Genomic DNA, 20,868 nt, shown 5'->3' on the forward strand with positions numbered 1-20,868 from the left:
AAGTTCTGACCCGCACGAATGGCGTAATGACTTGTGCACTGTCTCAACTGCAAATCCGGCGAAGTTGTAGTGCGAGTGAAGATGCTCGCTACCCGCGATTGGACGGAAAGACCCCGTAGAGCTTTACTGTAGCTTAGCATTGAATTTCGGTATTGTCTGTACAGGATAGGTGGGAGACTGGGATACCAGGGCGTCAGCTTTGGAGGAGTCGTTGTTGGGATACCACCCTGATAGTATTGAAGTTCTAACTGGATGCCATGAAACTGGTGACAGGACATTGTTAGGTGGGCAGTTTGACTGGGGCGGTCGCCTCCTAAAATGTAACGGAGGCGCCCAAAGGTTCCCTCAGAACGGTCGGAAATCGTTCGAAGAGTGCAAAGGCAGAAGGGAGCCTGACTGCGACACTTACAAGTGGAGCAGGGACGAAAGTCGGGCTTAGTGATCCGGTGGTACCTCGTGGGAGGGCCATCGCTCAACGGATAAAAGCTACCTCGGGGATAACAGGCTGATCTCCCCCAAGAGTTCACATCGACGGGGAGGTTTGGCACCTCGATGTCGGCTCGTCGCATCCTGGGGCTGAAGTAGGTCCCAAGGGTTGGGCTGTTCGCCCATTAAAGCGGCACGCGAGCTGGGTTCAGAACGTCGTGAGACAGTTCGGTCCCTATCCGTCGCGGGCGTAGGAAATTTGAGAGGAGCTGTCCTTAGTACGAGAGGACCGGGATGGACTGACCTATGGTGTACCAGTTGTTTCGCCAGAAGCATAGCTGGGTAGCTAAGTCGGGAAGGGATAAACGCTGAAAGCATCTAAGTGTGAAGCCCACCTCAAGATGAGATTTCCCATAGCATAAGCTAGTAAGACCCCTTGAAGACTACAAGGTTGATAGGTCAGAGGTGTAAGTATGGTAACATATTTAGCTGACTGATACTAATAGGTCGAGGGCTTGACCAATATAAATCAAGTTGTAAATACATTAAGTAGCTATGTGCAATTTTGAAAGAATAAATTTCTTTCAAAGCACTTGACATGTTATATATTACTAAGTATAATATTTCTTGTGATAATCTGGTGATGATGGCATAGAGGTAACACTCCTTCCCATTCCGAACAGGAAAGTTAAGGTCTATAGCGCCGATGGTACTGCATGGGAGACTGTGTGGCAGAGTAGGACGTTGCCAGGTAAAATATAAAAGGGATCTTTAGCTCAGTTGGTTAGAGCAACCGGCTCATAACCGGTAGGTCTAGGGTTCGAGTCCCTGAAGGTCCACCATGGGGGTATAGCTCAGTTGGGAGAGCACCTGCCTTGCACGCAGGGGGTCAAGAGTTCGAATCTCTTTATCTCCACCATTAAAAAGTTATGGAGTAATTCATAACTTTTTTTGTTATATAATTATTTAAATTAACCTGAGAAGTATACATTTACAGTAAATATAGAATGATTTATATAAATTTATGATTAGTCTAATTTTAATAACGATACAAAATTCAAAAACAAATTTATACTATTATTGATTCGAATAAAATTTAAACTATAATGAAATTATGAGAATTATTTTAAGGTAATATAAATCTGTTCAAATGTTATAATAATATAGAGAGTGTATATAATAATATGATTATATTATTATAGTACTAATTTTATTTTGGGGAATAATTGCAGTCGGCAAGGGAGGCAAATATGAATTCTAATGAGAGAAGAGAGAATATAATAAGGTTATTATTAGAAAATCATGAACCATTAAAAGGAGGTATTATAGCTAAAAAGTATTCTGTAACTAGACAGGTTATAGTAAAAGATATAGCTATTCTTAGAGCTGAAGGGCAGAATATAATTGCAACTCCAGATGGATATATAATAAATGCAAATCAGCATAAAGTCAGAGCTATTATTGCGGTAACCCATACAGAAGAAGAAATGTTTGATGAATTAAGTATAGTTATTAAATATGGAGGAACAGTTGAAGACGTTATAGTAGAGCATCCATTATACGGAGAAATAAAAGGGATGCTTATGATTAAAAATTACAATGAGTTGAATAAGTTCATTCAAAAATATAATGAGCAAAAGGCAAAATTGCTATCAGCATTAACTAATGGTGTTCATATTCATACAATAGCAGCAGAAAGTCAAGAAGATATTGATTTAATCATATTAGAACTTAGAAAACGCAATTTTATTGTATCAGATTTGGAGGATTAATAATGGACTATGATGTGTTAATTTTAGGTGGAGGAATAATTGGATGTGCGATAGCATATGAACTTTCAAAATACAATATAAATATAGCGTTGATTGAAAAGGACTATGATATAGCAAATGATATATCCTTTGCTAATACAGCAATTATTTATGATGGATCAGAGACAGATGATAGTACTATAGCTAAATTAGAGTGCGTCGGAAGAAAATTAATCGAAGAGCATTGTAAAAAGTTTAGTGTTGCATATAGAAAAGTGGGATCATTAAGAATAACATCAAATGATGCTAGATCTGATGTACTTGATAAAATAAATAAAAGAGCTGTGGAAAGAGGGATAGATTCTGTTCATATAATAGAAGACAGTGCCATCTATGATATAGAACCTAATTTGCAAACTAATATAAATAAAGCATTATATTCAGAAAATACTGCGATAATTTCTCCATACAATCTAGCAATTTCTTATGCAGAGGTAGCGGCAGATAATGGTGTAAACTTTAGATTAGAGGAAGAAGTTATAGATATAAAATATATATCTAAGGGATTTAAAGTAACTACTAATAAAAATAAGTTTACATGTAAATTTGTAATCAATACAATTCCGAATGAGTTTTCAAATGGAACGTTTTATGAAGCTCAAAATGAAGCAAAGAATAAGAGAATAAATTATATACTATTAAATGAAAGATTAAAGAATGATATAAATACTATTGTTATTGATGATATAGATGAAGATACATTCATAATAAATATGCCTACGACGTCATCAAAAGGAAATTTAATAGCAATTAAGAGTAATAAGTGTTTAGGATTAGAGGAAGAATTGATGCTATCCAAAAATATATTGAAATACATAGATAAAGAATTGATAACTAATATATTTACAGAAATATATAGTGGGAATAATATTCTTATAGATAATAGTAATGTAGAAATGGGGTATATGAGAATTTCAGGAAATCACTATGCTCAAATAACAATTGCACCAGCTATCGCTAAAGACATAGAGGAGAAACTTAAAGTAAATATGAATATAACTAAAAAGAGAGATTTTATTGATAAGAAAAGAGATGTATATATATTTAGAAATATGTCTAAGGAGCAGAGAAATAAGATAATTTCAGTAGATAGCCGCTATGGAAATATAGTCTGTAATTGCAATAATATATCAGAAGGTGAGATTGTCGACGCCATAAGAAGACCTTTAGGAGCAAGAACTGTTGAAGGAGTAAAAAGGCGTACTGGAATAGGAGTAGGGAGCTGTAACGGTTCGTATTGTAATATGAGAATTATAAAAATTTTAGCCAGAGAAATGGATAAAAGTATTTTGAGTATAGTAGATGATTCTATGGATTCCAATATCTTAGTAGGAAGAATTAAGGAATTCAATGAAATTTGAGTAAGGGGGATTAAGAATGGGAAATAAGGATGTATTTACTAGTGTAGTTAGAATAAAAGGTAATCAAAATTATAAGGTTGTATCAGTAAAGAGTAATAAGCCAATAGAGAAAGGCTTATGGAGGGAATTTTCTAAAGTTCTTAGCAGGATTTATGCAAGTACACCTATTAACATTGGAGACATTATATGCAAAAATATTATGAATACTGGTGTAGATATTGTTTGCACTAAAAAGATTTCGTCTTAAATTTAGTATATAGGTACAATGATGCATGTTAGTTTTATAATTAAAATAAAACTAACAAAAGAAAATATAATAAAATAGTTGACATAAATATAAATCCTTGTTATAATCATATTTGTCGTGAGACGTGGAAAGATGGTCGAGTTGGTTTAAGGCACCGGTCTTGAAAACCGGCGTGCGTGTAAGCGTACCTAGGGTTCGAATCCCTATCTTTCCGCCATTTTTTTTTCTAAAAAATAAAAAATTAGAAGGCATGTGGAGGATTACTCAAGTGGCTGAAGAGGCGCCCCTGCTAAGGGCGTAGGTCGGGTAACTGGCGCCCGGGTTCAAATCCCGGATCCTCCGCCAAAAACATCTAACGTTGGTTAGGTGTTTTTTTATTTTTGAAAGTAGTAGAAACACACAATATGTTAAGCAGATTTTCCTGCATATAAAAAAATTGATTTTCTAATAATTTATAAAGGTATTAAAAAAATTAAGATTGTGAATCTTGCTAAAATTATTCGAATAAAAATATTGACAGGTATAGTCTTGCTTGGTATAATAAGTTTTGTGAGTTACGGAAAGATGGTCGAGTTGGTTTAAGGCACCGGTCTTGAAAACCGGCGTGCGTGTAAGCGTACCTAGGGTTCGAATCCCTATCTTTCCGCCACATTATTTTTAAAGTAAAAATAATAGAGGGCACGTGGAGGATTACTCAAGTGGCTGAAGAGGCGCCCCTGCTAAGGGCGTAGGTCGGGTAACTGGCGCCCGGGTTCAAATCCCGGATCCTCCGCCAAAACATCTAACATTATGTTAGATGTTTTTTTTGTTGTTCAAAAAATTATAATACAAACATTTAATAAATATAATTAAAAATTGACGCAATAAATTTAAATTTTAGAATTAAAATATTATAATAAAATTAGTACACCAATTTGCTAAAGAAGGTGAATCATGCTTAAAGGTTATAATATATATTTGAGAACGTTACAAAAGAGAGATATTTTGATATTATATAGATTATTTAATGATGAAAATGTTAAATTATATAATACGATACCTAATGATATACAAAGTGGCAATAAAAGTTTAAGGAAGGCGCTAAGTATAATTAATGAAAAGAATGTTTTAGTTGGATTTATAACATATAAGGAGAGTAATGATTGCAAAGGAATATATTCTATTGGAATAACCATTGGAAGCATGTATTGGGGAAAGAAATATGGTCAGGATTCTATAAGGACGCTTATACGATATTTGTTTGGGAAATTAGATGCTATAAGAGTTGAGTTAGAAGTTATAAAGTATAATTTAAGAGCAGTAAATTGCTATAAGAAATGCGGATTTGTAGAAGAAGGAATAAAGAGAAATAAAGTTTATATAAATGGTAGATATGTTGATACTATAATTATGGGAATAGGTAAAAAAGAATTAGCAGATATTTAAAAGGTGAGGTATAGCACATATGAGTATAAGATTTATTTATGGAAGAGCAGGGACAGGAAAAAGTCAATTTTGTATTAATGATATAAAAGTTAAAATAGGTGAGGGAATAGGAGAAAACAAATTAATTTTATTAGTTCCAGAGCAATATACATTCACTACAGAAAATAAAATGTTAAAAGCTATTGGAGAACGTGCTTTTTTAAGAACCGAAGTATTAAGTTTTAAAAAAATGGCACATGAAATTTTTGAAGAATACGGTGGACGTGTCAAAGAAATAATAAAAGAGTCTGGACGAAACATGTTAATTCATAGAGTGCTAAATGAAACGATAGATTCTTTAGATTATTTTAAAAAAATATCAGGAGAGCAAGGATTCAATAAAGTAATTTCTGAAGTAATTTCTGAATTTAAGAAATACAATGTTAATATTGATAGTCTGCAAGCATTAGATGGAAAAATAAATGATTATGAATTAGTGCAAAAAATCAAGGAATTAGCAGTAGTCTATGAAGCATTTAATTTAAAGATGCATGAAAATTATATTGATGGAGATGATGAATTAACATTACTAGAAAAAAAGTTATCGGAATCTGACGCATATGTAGATTCAGAAGTATGGATAGATGAATTTAATAGTTTTACACCTCAACAATTAGAAATTATAAGATTGTTAGCCAAGAGATGCAAGAGAGTAAATATAACTCTTTGTATGGATAGTAGTAAATCTATAGATGATAAATACGAAGATATAACTGATGTATTTAATATAGTAAAAAACACAGAAAATAAGATATTGAAGATAATAGAGGATAATAACATAGCTTATGATAGACCTATTTATTTAAATAATACTATACCATATAGATTTAAAAGTAATGCGGAGCTTAGACACATTGAAAAATATTTCTTTACTTATCCATTTACAGAATATAGAGATAAGTGTAATAATGTAGCGCTATATAAAGCAAATAATATTTACGATGAAATTGAGCGGGTAGCGAGAAGTATTATTGAACTTGTAAGGGATAAAGGATATAGATATAAAGATATATCTGTTGTTTGTAGAAATATAGATGATTATCAAAAAATAATATCAGTAATATTTAAAGATTATGATATACCGTATTTCTTAGATAAAAAGATTCAGTTGTTAAGTAATCCATTAATAGTACTTATAAGTTCAGCTTTTGAAATTTTATTTAAAAATTGGTCTTATGAGAGTGTATTTAAATATTTGAAAAGTGGATTAACTGGTATAGATAACTCATATATAGATATTTTAGAAAACTTCGTGCTTGAACATGGAGTAAAAGGATATAAGTGGACTGTAGAAGAGATAATTAATGAAAAATGGTTTAATAATAATGAAGAATTAACGGATGAGAAAATATTAATATCTGAAATTATGGAGGAAATAAGAATTCCCTTAATAACTTTTCATAACAAAATAGACGGAAAGCATAATGTTAGGGATATATGTACGGCGATTTATGAGTTTTTAGTTGACTTAAAAGCTTTTGAGAGAATAAATGAATGGATAGAAGCTTTTGAGGAAATTGGTTTAGAAGATAAAGTTAAGGAATATAGTCAAGTTGAAGGTATAGTTATAGAGATTTTAGATCAGGCAGTAGATGTAATTGGAGATGAAAAATTAGATAGCTTTGAATTTTTTAAAATATTAAATTCAGGGTTCTCAAATGAGGAAATTGGAGTTATACCAGTTGCTTTAGATCAGGTGAATATTGGAGATATAGCAAGAATTAAAGGTAGAGATGTTAAGGTTCTTTATATAGTAGGAATAAATGATGGTGTACTGCCAGCATCTAAAAAGGAAGAAGGAATACTATCAGATAGAGATAGGGGAATATTAAGCGAAATAGGTGTAAGTTTATCATCAACAACCAGGAGCAAGGTATTTGAGGAGCAATATTTACTATATATAGCATTAACAATAAGTAGTGAATATTTATTATTATCGTATCCTATGTCTGATTTTGAAGGTAAATCATTAAGACCATCTATAGTGATACCTAGAATCAAAAAAATATTGCCTGGATTAGTAGAAGAAAGTGATATTTATGATTTAGGTAATGAAAAAGATAAGTTTAATAAAATTAATACTCCAATTCCAACATTTAATGAACTTATACTTGCGATGAGAAAGGATTTTGATAAAGAAGATGTAGAAGAATATTGGCCAGACGTATATAGTTGGTTTAGTGAGAAGGAAGAGTTTAAGGAAAAAGTTAAGAGCATCTTTAAAGGTCTTGAATATTCTAATGTAGGTGATAAGATTGCTCGAAGTAAGCTTAAAAAGCTTTATCAAAATGACATGGGAAAGTTAGTATTTAGTGTTTCAAGATTGGAAAAGTATGCTGAATGTCCATTTTCATATTTTGTTCAATATGGACTTAAAGCTAAAAACAGAAAAGTATACGAATTTACACCACCAGATTTAGGGTCATTTGTACATGAAATGTTAGATTCATTTACGAATAAAATTAGAGAAGAGGGTATTCTGTGGTCTGAATTAAACAATGAGAAGTGCAAAGATATAGTGTCTAGTCTTATTGATAAAAAATTAATTTCTGACGATAACTCCATATTAAATAGTTCAAAAAAGTTTAGATATTTAGCTCAAAGGTTTAAAAGGGTAATCTCTAAATCTGTCTCAGTTATTGCAAATCAAATAGGAAAAGGTGAATTTGAAGTATTCAAAACAGAATTTAATTTTGGAGACTATAGATCAGGGGAAGCCATAACATTAGAATTAAGCTCAAAAGAAAAAGTATATCTTCAAGGAAGAATAGATAGAATAGATACATTGGATTTAGATGGAGAAACTTATATTAGAGTTGTAGATTATAAGACTGGTTCTAATAAACTTGATTTAAATGAACTTTATAATGGATTACAAATGCAACTATTAGTTTATTTAGATGCTCTTATTAAAAATTCTAAATATATATTAAAGAAGCAAGTGAAGCCTGGTGCTATATTATATTTTAAAATAGATGACCCTATAATAAAGGGAAATAAAGAAATGACAACAGAACAGGTACAAGAAGAGGTTCTAAGTGCTTTGAAAATGAGAGGATTAGTTTTAAAGGATGCTAGGGTTGTTAGAGCGATGGATAAGGATATTGATGGATATTCATTAATTATACCAGCTGCATTTAAAAATGATGGAGATTTTAAATCTAATAGTGACGTAGTTACAGAAGAAGAATTTATATTACTTAGAGAGTACGTTAATAAAAAAATGATAGATTTATGTGAAGAGATGCTGAGTGGAGAAATTAAAATACAACCAATTAAAAATGCCAATAGAACATATTGTGAATATTGTGATTTTTCGTCAATATGCCAGTTTGATACGACAATAAAGGATAATAAATATAAGATAGTTTCAAAGAAATCTTCAAATGAAATTTGGAACAATATAAAAAGTTCTATAAGTTGTTTACGGGAAGAAAATGATTCGTGAGAATGTTTTATTAAAATAGCTTATAGTCTATAAATACTAAATTATAATTTGAACAGCTTTAGATAGTGATAGGAGAGATAATATATGGGAGAAACGAAATGGACTAAGGAACAGTTAAGTGCAATTGAAACAAGAAATTGCAATCTTTTAGTTGCAGCAGCAGCAGGCTCTGGTAAAACTGCTGTATTGGTAGAGAGAATTATTAGAATAATTACAAATGATGAGAATCCAGTTGATATAGATAAATTATTAGTTGTGACATTTACTAATGCAGCAGCAGCAGAAATGAGAGAGAGAATTGCTGATGCCATATCAAAAGAGTTAGAAAGAAAACCTAATTCTAAGAATCTTCAAAAACAGCTAACATTATTAAATAGAACTAATATCACTACAATGCATTCATTTTGTTTAGATGTAATAAAAAATAACTATCATAGAATAGATTTAGACCCATCTTTTAGAATTGGAGATCAAACGGAAGGTATATTAATTAAGAATGAAGTTATGGAAGAACTTTTTGAAGATAAATATGATGAAGAGGATACTGAATTTATTAATCTGGTTGAAGCATTTAGCAGCTATAAGAATGATAATAACCTTAGGGATTTAGTTTTAGATTTACATAATTTTACTATGTCAGGTCCATGGCCTGAAAAATGGCTTAATAAGAATGCAGAAATTTTCAATATCAATACATTAGGAGAACTGAATCAGACAAAATGGGTAAAAGTTCTTATTGAAAGTATTAGAATTGAAGTTCAAGGCCATATTAAAATGATGGAAAAAGCCATTGAAATAATTAATAAGATAGATGGTCTAGAAGCATATTTAGATAATTTTACAAATGAACTAATAGATATAAAAAAAGCTTACGAATCTACTGATAATGGGCTTGAGGCAATTTACAACTCATTATTGTGCATAAGTTTTTCTAGATTGAAGACTATTAAAAAAGATAAGGTTTCAGATGAAAGTTCTCAAAATCTTGTAAAAAAAATAAGAGACGATATTAAGAAGAAAATATCTGAATTAATTAATAATACGTTTGCAGTAACTCCAGAGCAAATGCTGCTTAATATTAAAGGTTCATATCCATATATTAAAAAGTTAACAGAAATTGTTTTAGAGTTTGATGAAAGATTCAGAAAAAGAAAAAGAGAAAGAAATATACTAGATTTTAATGACTTGGAACATTTATGTTTAAAAGTATTAATTGATTACGATGAAAATAATAATATAATACCATCTAAGGTAGCAGTAGAATTCAAGGAATACTTTGATGAGGTACTTGTTGATGAGTATCAAGATTCAAATAATGTACAGGAAACAATAATAAATTTAGTATCTAGAAAAGAGTATGATAATCCTAATGTGTTTATGGTTGGTGATGTAAAACAAAGTATATATAGATTTAGGCAGGCAAAACCTGAATTATTTATTGAAAAATATAATACTTATCATATAGATCAAGGTAATAACAGAAAGATTCAGCTATATAAAAATTTTAGAAGCAGAAAAGAAGTTATAGATGGTGTAAATTATCTGTTTAAGCAGCTAATGTCTGAAACTGTTGGAGAGCTAGAATATACAGATGAAGAAGCACTAAATTTAGGTGCTAGTTATAAAGAAGTAAGCCAAGATAATGTAATTGCTGGCGGATCAATAGAGGTCAATATAGTGGATAAAAATCATGAAGAAGAAGCAGCAGAAGATATTGAAGATGATCAAGAAGAAATAAGTAATGTTGCGTTAGAGGGAAGAGTTGTGGCAAGAAAGATTAGAGAATTAATGTCACAAAGTGGAGAGAAAACATTTAATGTTATAGATAAGGAAACTGGAGAATATAGACCATTAAAATATAGAGATATTGTAATTCTTCTCAGGGCAACAAAGAATTGGTCTGAAACACTACTAGATGAATTAGGGAATGAAGGAATTCCAGTATATGCAGATACAGGATCAGGATATTTTGAATCTATTGAGATTAGAACAATAATTTCTTTATTAAAAATAATTGATAATCCAATGCAGGATATTCCGATGATAGCAATAATGAGATCTCCAATTATCAGTTTTTCAGCAGAGGAGATAAGTGAAGTAAGGCTAGTAAATAAAGAAAGTTACTTTTATGAGAATATAAAGTGTATAAGCAAGGAAGATTTTAAATCTGGAGAAGGACAGTATTCAAAAGAGTTAATAAATAAGTGTAAATATTTAATTGATAATATTGATAAGTGGAGAAAAAAATCAATTTATATGGCAATTGATGAATTCATATGGTACTTATATATGGATACTGCTTATTATGGATATGTTGGGGCTATGCCTAATGGTGTATTAAGACAAGCAAATTTAAGAATATTATTTCAAAGAGCAAGACAATTTGAAAAAACAAGTTTTAAGGGATTATTTAATTTTATAAATTTTATAAATAAACTTAAAAAATCTTCCGGAGACATGGGAAGTGCCAAAATACTAGGAGAAAATGAAGATGTAGTTAGAATTATGAGTATTCATAAAAGTAAAGGATTGGAGTTTCCAGTAGTATTCTTATGTGGAATTGGTAAAAACTTTAATTTGATGGACTTAAATAAGGACATAGTATATCATGAAGATTTAGGATTTGGACCTGAATTTGTAGATTTAGAAAAAAGATTTAGCATTGGAACATTAGCTAAGGAATCTATAAAAAAGAAAATGAAACTCGAAACATTATCAGAAGAAATGAGAATACTTTATGTGGCATGTACTAGAGCAAAGGAAAAGTTAATCATGACAGGTACAACTGCCAATATTGAAAAATCAGTAGAAAGATGGATAAATTCAGCATCTTTAGATAAGGCTCGAATTTTACCTTCTGAAGTATTAAAAGGGAGATCATATTTAGATTGGCTTTGCATGGCATTGTGTCATCATAACGCAGGAAATGTATTTAATGAAAAAATAGGAGTCTCATGTGAGGGATTAAGTGATGACATATCCAAGTGGGAAATAAATTTTTGGAATAAAAATGATCTAATTATTAAATCTGATTCAGATAGTGAAAATGAAGAAGATCAGTTTGACTCAATGGCATATGTAAATTTAAATGATCAAGCCGTTAATGAGGAGATAAATAGGAGACTATCATATGAGTATCAGTTAAAGGCATTAACTACTCTTAAAAGTAATATTTCAGTTTCAGATTTAAAGAGAAGAAATGAAGAAGAAAATTATGATACTGAAGAAACTTACAGGGAAAAGATTATAACAACTCCTAAATTTCTTCAGAAAAAAAAGGGGTTAACTCCATCTGAAAGGGGTACGGCAGTTCACTTTGCAATGAAAAAAATAGATTTTAATAGAGTTTCATCAGTAGCAGAAATTAGTGAACAGCTACAAAAATTATTTGAAGAAGAATTTTTACTTAAGGAAGAGTTAAAAGCAATAAATCCTTATAAAATATTGAATTTTTTCAAATCTAATTTAGGAAGCAAAATTCTTGAAATAAATAAAAGAGGAGAAAAAATCTATAGAGAAGTACCATTTTATACTGAAATAAGCAGTTTAGAGGTAGATAAAACTTTAGATGATAAATATAAAGATGAGAATGTTAGATTGCAGGGAATAATTGATTGTTTTTTTGAATATAATGGAGAGCTTATTCTTTTGGATTATAAAACTGATTATATAAAAGAAGGTCAGGAAGAAGAATTTAAGCAGAAATATATTAAACAATTAGAGTATTATAGCAATGCCATATTTAAAATGACAGGAAGGGCAGTTAAATATAAGTATCTATATTCATTTTCTTTAGAAAAGGAATTTGAAGTACTATAAAACTTAAGTTAAAAGCAAGAGTTATATTTGTAACCTTGCTTTTTTACATTGCATATATATGTTGCGATAATAAAATTACATTTAGGATGTCTATCCGCTAAGTAAATATCTAAATGTTAAATGTAGAAAATCAATTGTAACATATATATTAAATTATCAAGATATTTACTTTATTATAACTTTACTTCCTTTAGGAATATTATTATAAATCCATTTGGCATCATCAAGTGAAAGTCTAATACAACCATGAGATGATGGTTTATTCATCGTATAATCTAAAACATTAGTTTTATCTTTATTAAATGGAACTGAATGAAATAAGATATCTCCTGTAATTTGAGTCCAGTATTTTCCACCTTCATTATATTTATCAGAGAAGAACCAATCACCTTTTTCTTGAATTGAAAAGGACCCTGAAGGTGTATCCTCTCCAGATATTCCAGTAGAACAAGAACAAGTTTTAACTAATTTCCAATTATCAGCTTTTCCTTTATAAATATATGTTTTTTGGTTTTTTATATTTACATTAATAAGATAAGATGTATCACTTTGAATATTTAATGTATTAATGTTACTTGGTGATATTACGGTTGTTAATGCACGAGAAGAAGCCTCAGCGACAGCAGAATTTTTATCTAGGTATTCTTGTTGTTTAGTTTTAATGTCAGTTATTTTTGCTTCTATATCAGCATCATTACCTAAAATTTTACTGTTATCAGAAATTTTTGATAAGGCTTCAGTATAATGATCATTATTGACTAAAGAGTCACAATAATTAAATAATGAATCTTTTAATGCGTTTTTAGATTTATCTATATATATCAATGATTTTGGATAATTTAAATCTAAAGCTGAAACCTTTTTTAAACATGCTATTGCCTCGACGTATTGCTCATTATCAAAATAATTTATGGCATCAGCATAATTCTTATTTGAATCTTTAATTAAGTCCATTGAATCTGAAATATTATGTAATTCATCATCAGCTATAATGTTATATCTTTTAATTTCTTTAAGCTGTAATAAAGCGTCTTCAGGTGATATTTTGTTATTATTTATACTGTCTGATAATTCCGTAATTTTGGAATTAAAATACTTAGAAACATCCATATTAGCTAAAAATAATTTGAACGGATTAAAATTTTGTTTAGTTAATAATAAATTATTTGCTTCAGAGAAGTTATAATCATTAAAATTTGTTTTAAAAGTATCTAATAATACAGTGTAGTTATGGTGTTCATATAAACAGTATAATAGAATGCCAAGCAATAGAGAAATATAAAATACTGCTTTTGAGATTTTGATATTTTTTGTTTTACTATAATAAAGTCTATTTGCTTTCAAAAAAACGCCCCCTGATTGAGTGACTAAGTTATTAAAAAAGTTTAATTATAAAAACATTTTCTAAGCATTTATAATAAATGTTTTTAATAACATATATTATCTTTCACATATAATATTGACAATAAAAACAAATAATAAACCTTGACGTTTTAACTAATTTTAATATGTGTTAATATATTGAGTATAACTAATGAAACTAAGGAATACTGATTTGGAGGTAACATGAATAATAAAACTAATTTTTTTATAAAGGTTATAACATCTATATATGATATAAAGGTATTTTCCAGATATGCCAAAGAGGGGATACTTAGATCAATTTTTTATGTAATATTACTTACCTTAATTTTATCGGGAATAAAAAGCATATATATTTGGCCTAAAAATATTAAATTTGAATTAAATTCTATCATATATTTAATTGTTAGTAATTTTGAAAGTATACTTATTAATTTACTAATAAATTGTTTACTTGTAGTAGTTATTGCTTCTATTTTCACTATATTTATGAAAATGGTAGTTAAATATATAGCGTTATATTCAGTAACTTTATATGCAGCAACATTACCACTCATAATACAAACTGCATTAGAAACAATAAATCCAGGTATAAATTTTGATTCCATGTTTATAGCAGGCACGCTAACATATGTATTACTAATATTAAAGTATATAAAAGATGAAATTATAAATAACATTGATTCAAAAAGTGGTCATAACTAAGTCAATATATAATTTCTAAATATTATTAGACCTTAGATTTTGTTCAATATTAAATAATCATTCAATATTTTTATTACATTTTTACTAATAATAATTAACTATTATAATTAAAATTTATTTAAGATGGAGTTGTTCACTGGCGGAGAATATGATATTATATATTAAAGGTATATGGTAAAAAAAGTAAAAAACAAAAGGGGATTTAAAGATGGTTGAGGTTAATGTTTTTAGAGACAGTGAGACAAATAATGAATATATATTTGATATGGAGGAACTAAAAAAGTTATCAAAAGAAGAATTAATTAATAAACTCACTAAAATGTCAGAATGTAAAAAAGCTCAAGAAGATTTTATTTTGAATATATCTCATGATTTAAGATCACCATTAAATATAATTTTAAGTATTGTACAATGTTATAAAGATGATTATAAGGATTCTTTAGAACATATTGATATTATAAAAAGAAATGCTTATAAAATTTTAAAGCTCATAAATAATCTTATAGATACTACAAAATTAGAACAAAGGCATTATAACATTAAAAGAGAGAATTTAGATATAATTAATTTAATAGAATGGGATATATCTTCTATAGATAAATATGCAAAGCAGAAGAATATATCTTTAGTTTTTGATACAAATGTTGAAGAATGTATTATGGCAGTTGATCCAGAAGCTATAGATAGAATAATAATGAATTTAATTTCAAATGCTATAAAGTTTTCTCCAAGAGAAAGCAGTATATATATAAATGCATGGAAAAGCATAAATCAAATAACTATATCTATAAGAGATGAGGGAATGGGAATACCCAAGGAGGAGCAGGATACTATTTTTAATAGATTCATTCAATCATCAAGAAATAAAAGAAATGAGAATTCTGGAAGCGGAATAGGATTGGATTTAGTTAGATATTTGACAAAGGCTCACAACGGAAGTATAGAACTTAAAAGTGAAGAAAACCGAGGCTCTGAATTTATAATTAAATTACCCATAGAAATTGTAGAGGAGTGCAAGGATAGCAGAAATAAATATTTAAATACTAAAAGCAAAGTGGAAGTGCTTGAAGTTGAATTTTCAGATATTTATTTATAATTAATTGTGAATAGGACAATATAAGTTATATAAAAGTGTATAATAATCTTTTTAGATAACTTATATTGTAAGTAATATTTAATTAATAAAGAGAAATATTATAAATTTAATGTTATGTAATATTATAAACTTGATTATTGTAGTAGCTTGTGATAATATAAACATGTTGCTAAAAGTTATATGGAGCGTTAGTTAAACGGATATAACATACCGCTACGGACGGTACATTGAGGGTTCGATTCCTTCACGCTCTGCCAGTTTAGTAAAAAGAAAGGCTTAGCTATTAGGGTTAAGCCTTTTTTATGCTTAAAATAGGGATTGTTTGGGGATTATTCTTCTTAAGAAAGTTTTTAAGGGATTATTCAAGAACTTTTGAAGAGGTTATTTAACAGTGTAGCCGTATTATTTTTCATATCGTCCATGACATGGGTATAAGTATTTAATGTTATGCTTATATCTCTATGACCAAGCCTATCAGATACCACCTTTATATTTTCACCATTGAATATTAATAATGTTGCATGAGTGTGCCGTAATCCATGAAATGATATTTGCTTAAGTTGCATATAATTTTCAGGAACGGTTTTATTTTCTTTCTCAATATCTTCAAGTGATTGCTTATATTTTGAAACTGTTTTAGTAAAATTCATTGATACATTACGGGGATTACACATAAAACCTTCACGACTTAAAATAACAAAGTCACCTTTTAAAGCATTTCTTTCTTCTTTAATTGCTTTTAAATGGTCAATTAATACTGGTGGGATAGAAATAATTCTATGACTTGTAGAGGTTTTTAAAAGTGATGATAATATCAATTCTTTATTGATTCTATCTTGTATAACTTGACTATTAACTTCTATAAACCCATTATCTAAGTCAACATCACTCCAACGTAAGCCACACAATTCACCTATTCTTAAGCCTGTAAGAACGTCTAAGAATATTGGAGTATATAAGTAATGTTCTTTTATTTCACTTAAGAAAAAGTCAATTTCCTCTTTGCTCCAAAACTCAATTGAAGGCTTTTCTAATTTTTGTTTTTCAATGTCTGTAGGTAGATCATAAATTAACTTTGATTTTTTTGCATATTTTAAGCAGCCATTAACAATATCATATACTTTTTTTGCAGATACTGGCTTCATGTTTTTTTCGCTTATTAATTTATTATAAAAATCTTGGATAATAGAAGTAGTTAATTCATTAAGTTTATAATCTCCAATCATAGGTATTACATGAGCGTTAATTCTGTATATATAGTCGTTTTTAGTGTTAAGGCTAACATTTAAAACCTTATATTCATTAAACCATTTATTTATATAATCTTTAAATAATATATTGCTAGTTGATGGTGCAATATATCCTTTATGCTTTTTACCTAAAGTATCAGTAACCCACTTTTCAGCATCTTTTTTTGTTTTAAAACCCTGTTTTCGTGTCTTGATTTGTTTTCCACTTTCATATCCTAGGCTTACAGTAGCTTTCCAATTATATTTTGATAATTGTTCATAACTTGCCATCTATTCACCAGCCTTACTATTTTTGAATTCTTCAAGTTTTAATTTAATTGCGAAATCAATAGAAGTAAAAAGTTCCTCAATCTGGTTGTCAGTAAGTAAATCTACATCAACTGAAAAACTATTTTTCAATACAAATCTTTTAGCATTTTTTATTGAATGGGGATATTCTTTTATTACATTTTCTGTATTATCAATGGAATCTGCTTGTTGCTCTGCTTTTTTTAAACGATTTATTGAATCCTTAAAGCTTTGGGACATAGAAATATATTTTTTATTAAAAGTATCAAGTGGGACTTCAAAGATTTCAGACATTTTACTTAGTGTTTCAAGTGTTGGTTCACGTTGCTCTAGTTCATATTTTTGGATTGTACTAGCAGATAAACCAAGTAATTCTCCTAAATCCTTTTGTGTAAAATTACGTTCTTTTCTTAGTTCTTTTATCTTACTACCAATAATCAAAATTATCACCTCAAAATAATTGTATACTAACACACACATAAAGTACAGAAAAAATATAAAAAAAGCATTGACACACACTATTAGTGGGTGTATATTAATAAATAAGAGCACACTTAAAGTGTGCAATAAAGGAGGGGCATGTGTGCAATATGGATTGAAAATAAAATTAAAACGAATTGAAAAAGGATATACTCAAAAAAAATTGGCTCAAGAATTAAGTGTTACTGTGAGTACAATACAAAATTATGAAGCTGAAAAACGAGAGCCCAAAATAGAAACTATGAAAAAACTATCAAAAATACTTGGTATTTCTGTTCAAGATTTATTTTTTTCAGATGAAGAATAAATAAAATATCATTTCTATAAAATCCTAAAATGACAATGCAGAGAGATGACAAAAGTAAATTGCAATGATTTACATAAATAAATTATGGAGGTAGTGAAGCATGGAAGAATTAAAAGAGCAATTACTAAAAGGCACATTTTATTATTCTAATTCTAACATACTGGTAAAAGGCAAGGTCTACAATGTTATAAGTTATGATGATGGACAATTAGAAATATTTTTTCATGGTGGAATAGTGGACTTATACAAAGATAAATTAGCAAAAGTAAGACGTCCACCTAATATAATAAGTGTGTTTAAATGGTGCTACTCACTAAAAAATGATGATAATGAGTGTATTGGATATATTGGAGAAACAGAAAGAAAAGAGGTGGAATAATTTATGGCAAAGCATGAACTATTAAAATTGTTCCAAGTTGCAGAGGAAACAGGATTGCCACTATCAACTATTCAAAAGCATGTTAGGGAAAGAAAGTTAAAAGCAACTAAAAACGGAAGGGAATATTTAGTTACTAGAACTGATTTAAATAAATATTTAGGAATAGAGAGTAATGACGATATGCTAAAGAAGGATTTAAAAATAGCACAGTTAGAAAGTAAGATAAAATCTTATGAATATCAATTTAAGGCAATTAAAGGGATGATAAGTAATTTAGATAATCTTATTGATTTATAAATATATATTTTTTTTGATTATTCAAATAACTTGTCTACTTGTCTAAAAAGATAAAAAGTTAGTAATATCAAGCTTTTAAAGTAGACATATAAACATTTTTTTGTTTGTCTATAAGTGTCTAGGATTGGATTTATATTTTAAATTTATTATTTAAAATAAGTAGACAACCATAGACAAATTTATATTTATTATATTGTCTATGGTAAAGCTAGTAATAGCAATGGTTTTAGAGTATTTGACAAATAGACAGTGATTTTTTACATTGAAAAATATATTTATCAATAGGAAGATGGTGAGTATTTGAAAAAAGTTAAATTTGATTTAGAGGAATCAGAAATATGCGTTGTGGCACTTTCTTATATGTATTCTAATGTTTCAGCTAGAGAAGAATATAAGAATTTATTACTTGAAAATAAAATTGAATTTCCAAGTAATGAATTTGATATTATTTCAAGTATTTTAATTAATTACAACGATAGCGAGAATATGCTACAAAATTTTAATGTTGTTAAGGAACTTACTGCAATTCAAAAATATAGTGAAATAACACAATATTCACTTGATACTAAATCAGAAATATATTTTAAAACATTCATAGAAAGAATAATTGGCAATGTAGACCAGTGCGTAAGTATTCCTTTAGTAAGTTATGAGGACAGTAAAAAAGCTTTTATATCATATGTAGGTGGAAACTTTAAAGCTATCATAAATTCATCTAATGAATATAAATTTATAAAATGGAATGGGAACTCATGGATAATGTTAACAGAAGAAGAAGGGCGAATAGTTTACAATAATTTTATTAAGGAATGTAATTTTGAATTAGAAAAAAATATGATGAATATGGAAAAAGATGATTTTTCAAAGTTAACTAAAAAGGTTAATTCATGGGATAATAAAAACCGTGTAAGTGAGGCATTAGATAAGCTTAAACGTGATGAAGTATATAGTATAAATTTAAGATATCATAAAAGAAATGAAAATATATTATGTTCAAAAAATGGATTGATAATTGACTTAAACAAAGGAGAAATAAAAAAATCATGTAGAAATGATTTGATTTTGAATACATCAAAATATAACCTTATAGATAAAAAAGATTCTTTAAGATTTGTTGAGGATAGATTGAAGCTATATAAAAATGTGCTAGGCAATGAAAGGCTTGAATTTATATTAGATTTAATTGCTTACAAAATGTTAGGAAAAAATCTGCAATTAGCAATATTTATGATAGGTGGAGGAGCAACAGGGAAATCAACATTTAAAAATATTGTTAAGGATTTATTTGAAGACAATGCAGTAAATATCCCATACACATATTTTACTACAAGACATAAAGGCAATGATGATGTTTCAAGAGATGATTTACTTGTTTCATTAGATAATAAATCTTTTGGGTTATCAAGTGAAGGAGATACAACAGATATTATTAACCAAGCAAAATTTAAAAATATCCTATCAAATTCAACAGAAAAGGCAAGACCAACAAGAGGAAAGTTAATAGATGTAGATTTACAAAAATTAGATTTATTAATTGATACTAATGATATTCCGCAATTTACAAACTATGATGATGCGGTAAACAGAAGATTATTGTTTATAAAATTCATAAATAAGATTCCAATAGAAAAGCGAAATGCAAGCTTTTATAAGGAAGAAATTAAAGAAAATTTTGATTATGTATTCTCGTATTTTATCTATAGAGCAATTGGCTTAATAAATAAAACTTTAACTATTCCTAATATCATAAAAGAAGATACAATGCAGAATATTAAAGAGTTAGATTCATTGTTGAAGTTTTCAAACGAAATAATAGTACCAGTAGAAGGGTTTTATATTGGATGTGAAGAAGTTGAAAAGGCTTATATTAAGATGTGTGAAGAAGATAATTTAATAAATATAATACCAGAAAATATAATTGGAACTGCAAAGGGATATAACTATTTTGTTAATAAGTTAAAAGAAAAGCAAGGCTACGAAAATATTGAAAGGGTCAGAAAATCAGATGGTTCAAGTAATAGAAAATATTATGTGATTAATGGAGTGACATTTTTGAGATAGCATTTCTATTAAATTGAATTGCTAAGAGGACAAGCTCGATTTAATAGAAATATTAAATAATATAAAA

The 20,868-nt window shown here is 28.7% G+C and carries 15 protein-coding genes, 7 tRNA genes and 2 rRNA genes (1 of these 24 running past the window's edge); 21 read left to right on the top strand and 3 right to left on the bottom strand.

The annotated features are described in order from the left end of the window. The 14 genes from CDLVIII_RS01235 to addA all read left to right on the top strand — a co-directional run. A 23S ribosomal RNA gene (locus CDLVIII_RS01235) occupies positions 1–949 on the top strand; it begins 1,961 nt to the left of the window's first position. Between the two features lie 113 nt (positions 950–1,062). Further along, positions 1,063–1,179 (top strand): 5S ribosomal RNA (gene rrf, locus CDLVIII_RS01240). Positions 1,180–1,191: 12 nt separating this feature from the next. Continuing rightward, a tRNA-Ile gene (locus CDLVIII_RS01245) sits at positions 1,192–1,268 on the top strand. 1 nt (position 1,269) lies between these two features. Continuing rightward, positions 1,270–1,345 (top strand) — tRNA-Ala (locus tag CDLVIII_RS01250). Positions 1,346–1,676: 331 nt separating this feature from the next. Further along, the gene (locus tag CDLVIII_RS01255; RefSeq protein ID WP_009167661.1) at positions 1,677–2,198 is read left to right on the top strand and encodes a transcription repressor NadR; all 522 of its coding nucleotides are present in this window, start codon (positions 1,677–1,679) and stop codon (positions 2,196–2,198) included. Between the two features lie 2 nt (positions 2,199–2,200). After that, positions 2,201–3,598, top strand: a complete 1,398-nt coding sequence (locus tag CDLVIII_RS01260; RefSeq protein WP_009167662.1) for an FAD-dependent oxidoreductase — start codon at positions 2,201–2,203, stop codon at positions 3,596–3,598. A 16-nt stretch (positions 3,599–3,614) separates the two neighbouring features. Next, positions 3,615–3,845, top strand: coding sequence for a DUF1667 domain-containing protein (locus CDLVIII_RS01265; RefSeq protein ID WP_009167663.1), 231 nt, complete (start codon positions 3,615–3,617; stop codon positions 3,843–3,845). 126 nt (positions 3,846–3,971) lie between these two features. Then, positions 3,972–4,062, top strand: a tRNA-Ser gene (locus tag CDLVIII_RS01270). A 37-nt stretch (positions 4,063–4,099) separates the two neighbouring features. Further along, positions 4,100–4,190 (top strand) — tRNA-Ser (locus CDLVIII_RS01275). A gap of 213 nt (positions 4,191–4,403) precedes the next feature. Continuing rightward, a tRNA-Ser gene (locus CDLVIII_RS01280) sits at positions 4,404–4,494 on the top strand. 35 nt (positions 4,495–4,529) lie between these two features. After that, positions 4,530–4,620 (top strand) — tRNA-Ser (locus CDLVIII_RS01285). 158 nt (positions 4,621–4,778) lie between these two features. Next, positions 4,779–5,270 carry a GNAT family protein gene (locus CDLVIII_RS01290; RefSeq protein ID WP_009167664.1) on the top strand — a complete coding sequence of 164 codons (492 nt, stop codon included), beginning with the start codon at positions 4,779–4,781 and terminating at the stop codon, positions 5,268–5,270. A 19-nt stretch (positions 5,271–5,289) separates the two neighbouring features. Beyond that, on the top strand, positions 5,290–8,757 hold the full coding sequence (gene addB, locus CDLVIII_RS01295) for a helicase-exonuclease AddAB subunit AddB (protein ID WP_009167665.1): 3,468 nt from the start codon (positions 5,290–5,292) through the stop codon (positions 8,755–8,757). Between the two features lie 84 nt (positions 8,758–8,841). Continuing rightward, complete coding sequence (addA, locus tag CDLVIII_RS01300; RefSeq protein ID WP_009167666.1) at positions 8,842–12,576, top strand: helicase-exonuclease AddAB subunit AddA; 3,735 nt, start codon at positions 8,842–8,844, stop codon at positions 12,574–12,576. A gap of 165 nt (positions 12,577–12,741) precedes the next feature. Here the strand turns inward: addA and CDLVIII_RS01305 are convergent, their stop codons facing one another. Then, positions 12,742–13,920 carry a L,D-transpeptidase gene (locus CDLVIII_RS01305; protein ID WP_009167667.1) on the bottom strand — a complete coding sequence of 393 codons (1,179 nt, stop codon included), beginning with the start codon at positions 13,918–13,920 and terminating at the stop codon, positions 12,742–12,744. 222 nt (positions 13,921–14,142) lie between these two features. Here CDLVIII_RS01305 and CDLVIII_RS01310 point away from each other — a divergent pair, with 222 nt between their 5' ends. From CDLVIII_RS01310 to CDLVIII_RS01320, 3 genes are all read left to right on the top strand, one after another. Beyond that, on the top strand, positions 14,143–14,643 hold the full coding sequence (locus CDLVIII_RS01310; protein WP_009167668.1) for a DUF1189 family protein: 501 nt from the start codon (positions 14,143–14,145) through the stop codon (positions 14,641–14,643). A gap of 208 nt (positions 14,644–14,851) precedes the next feature. Then, entirely contained in the window at positions 14,852–15,739 is an 888-nt protein-coding gene (locus CDLVIII_RS01315) for a HAMP domain-containing sensor histidine kinase (protein ID WP_009167669.1), read from the top strand. Positions 15,740–15,921: 182 nt separating this feature from the next. Next, positions 15,922–15,996, top strand: a tRNA-Arg gene (locus CDLVIII_RS01320). Between the two features lie 105 nt (positions 15,997–16,101). Here the strand turns inward: CDLVIII_RS01320 and CDLVIII_RS01325 are convergent. Both CDLVIII_RS01325 and CDLVIII_RS29145 read right to left on the bottom strand, forming a co-directional pair. Next, positions 16,102–17,259: a site-specific integrase gene (locus CDLVIII_RS01325; RefSeq protein WP_009167670.1), complete on the bottom strand. Its 1,158-nt coding sequence runs from the start codon at positions 17,257–17,259 to the stop codon at positions 16,102–16,104. Further along, entirely contained in the window at positions 17,260–17,718 is a 459-nt protein-coding gene (locus CDLVIII_RS29145) for a helix-turn-helix transcriptional regulator (RefSeq protein ID WP_009167671.1), read from the bottom strand. A 142-nt stretch (positions 17,719–17,860) separates the two neighbouring features. Here CDLVIII_RS29145 and CDLVIII_RS01335 point away from each other — a divergent pair, with 142 nt between their 5' ends. The 4 genes from CDLVIII_RS01335 to CDLVIII_RS01350 all read left to right on the top strand — a co-directional run bounded on the left by CDLVIII_RS01335 (position 17,861) and on the right by CDLVIII_RS01350 (position 20,801). After that, positions 17,861–18,064, top strand: coding sequence for a helix-turn-helix transcriptional regulator (locus tag CDLVIII_RS01335; RefSeq protein WP_009167672.1), 204 nt, complete (start codon positions 17,861–17,863; stop codon positions 18,062–18,064). 100 nt (positions 18,065–18,164) lie between these two features. Then, positions 18,165–18,443, top strand: coding sequence for a hypothetical protein (locus tag CDLVIII_RS01340; protein WP_009167673.1), 279 nt, complete (start codon positions 18,165–18,167; stop codon positions 18,441–18,443). A 3-nt stretch (positions 18,444–18,446) separates the two neighbouring features. Next, a complete protein-coding gene (locus tag CDLVIII_RS01345; protein WP_009167674.1) occupies positions 18,447–18,740 on the top strand; it encodes a helix-turn-helix domain-containing protein in 294 nt (97 codons plus the stop codon). Positions 18,741–19,040: 300 nt separating this feature from the next. Beyond that, complete coding sequence (locus tag CDLVIII_RS01350) at positions 19,041–20,801, top strand: ATPase (protein WP_009167675.1); 1,761 nt, start codon at positions 19,041–19,043, stop codon at positions 20,799–20,801. Positions 20,802–20,868 lie beyond the last annotated feature (67 nt).

This window comes from Clostridium sp. DL-VIII (assembly GCF_000230835.1).
Taxonomy (GTDB): Bacteria; Bacillota; Clostridia; order Clostridiales; family Clostridiaceae; genus Clostridium.

Coding starts and splice junctions, on each gene's coding strand:
- CDLVIII_RS01255 (WP_009167661.1), top strand. CDS start 1,677: ATGAATTCTAATGAGAGAAGAGAGAATATAATAAGGTTATTATTAGAA.
- CDLVIII_RS01260 (WP_009167662.1), top strand. CDS start 2,201: ATGGACTATGATGTGTTAATTTTAGGTGGAGGAATAATTGGATGTGCG.
- CDLVIII_RS01265 (WP_009167663.1), top strand. CDS start 3,615: ATGGGAAATAAGGATGTATTTACTAGTGTAGTTAGAATAAAAGGTAAT.
- CDLVIII_RS01290 (WP_009167664.1), top strand. CDS start 4,779: ATGCTTAAAGGTTATAATATATATTTGAGAACGTTACAAAAGAGAGAT.
- addB (WP_009167665.1), top strand. CDS start 5,290: ATGAGTATAAGATTTATTTATGGAAGAGCAGGGACAGGAAAAAGTCAA.
- addA (WP_009167666.1), top strand. CDS start 8,842: ATGGGAGAAACGAAATGGACTAAGGAACAGTTAAGTGCAATTGAAACA.
- CDLVIII_RS01310 (WP_009167668.1), top strand. CDS start 14,143: ATGAATAATAAAACTAATTTTTTTATAAAGGTTATAACATCTATATAT.
- CDLVIII_RS01315 (WP_009167669.1), top strand. CDS start 14,852: ATGGTTGAGGTTAATGTTTTTAGAGACAGTGAGACAAATAATGAATAT.
- CDLVIII_RS01325 (WP_009167670.1), bottom strand. CDS start 17,259: ATGGCAAGTTATGAACAATTATCAAAATATAATTGGAAAGCTACTGTA.
- CDLVIII_RS01340 (WP_009167673.1), top strand. CDS start 18,165: ATGGAAGAATTAAAAGAGCAATTACTAAAAGGCACATTTTATTATTCT.
- CDLVIII_RS01345 (WP_009167674.1), top strand. CDS start 18,447: ATGGCAAAGCATGAACTATTAAAATTGTTCCAAGTTGCAGAGGAAACA.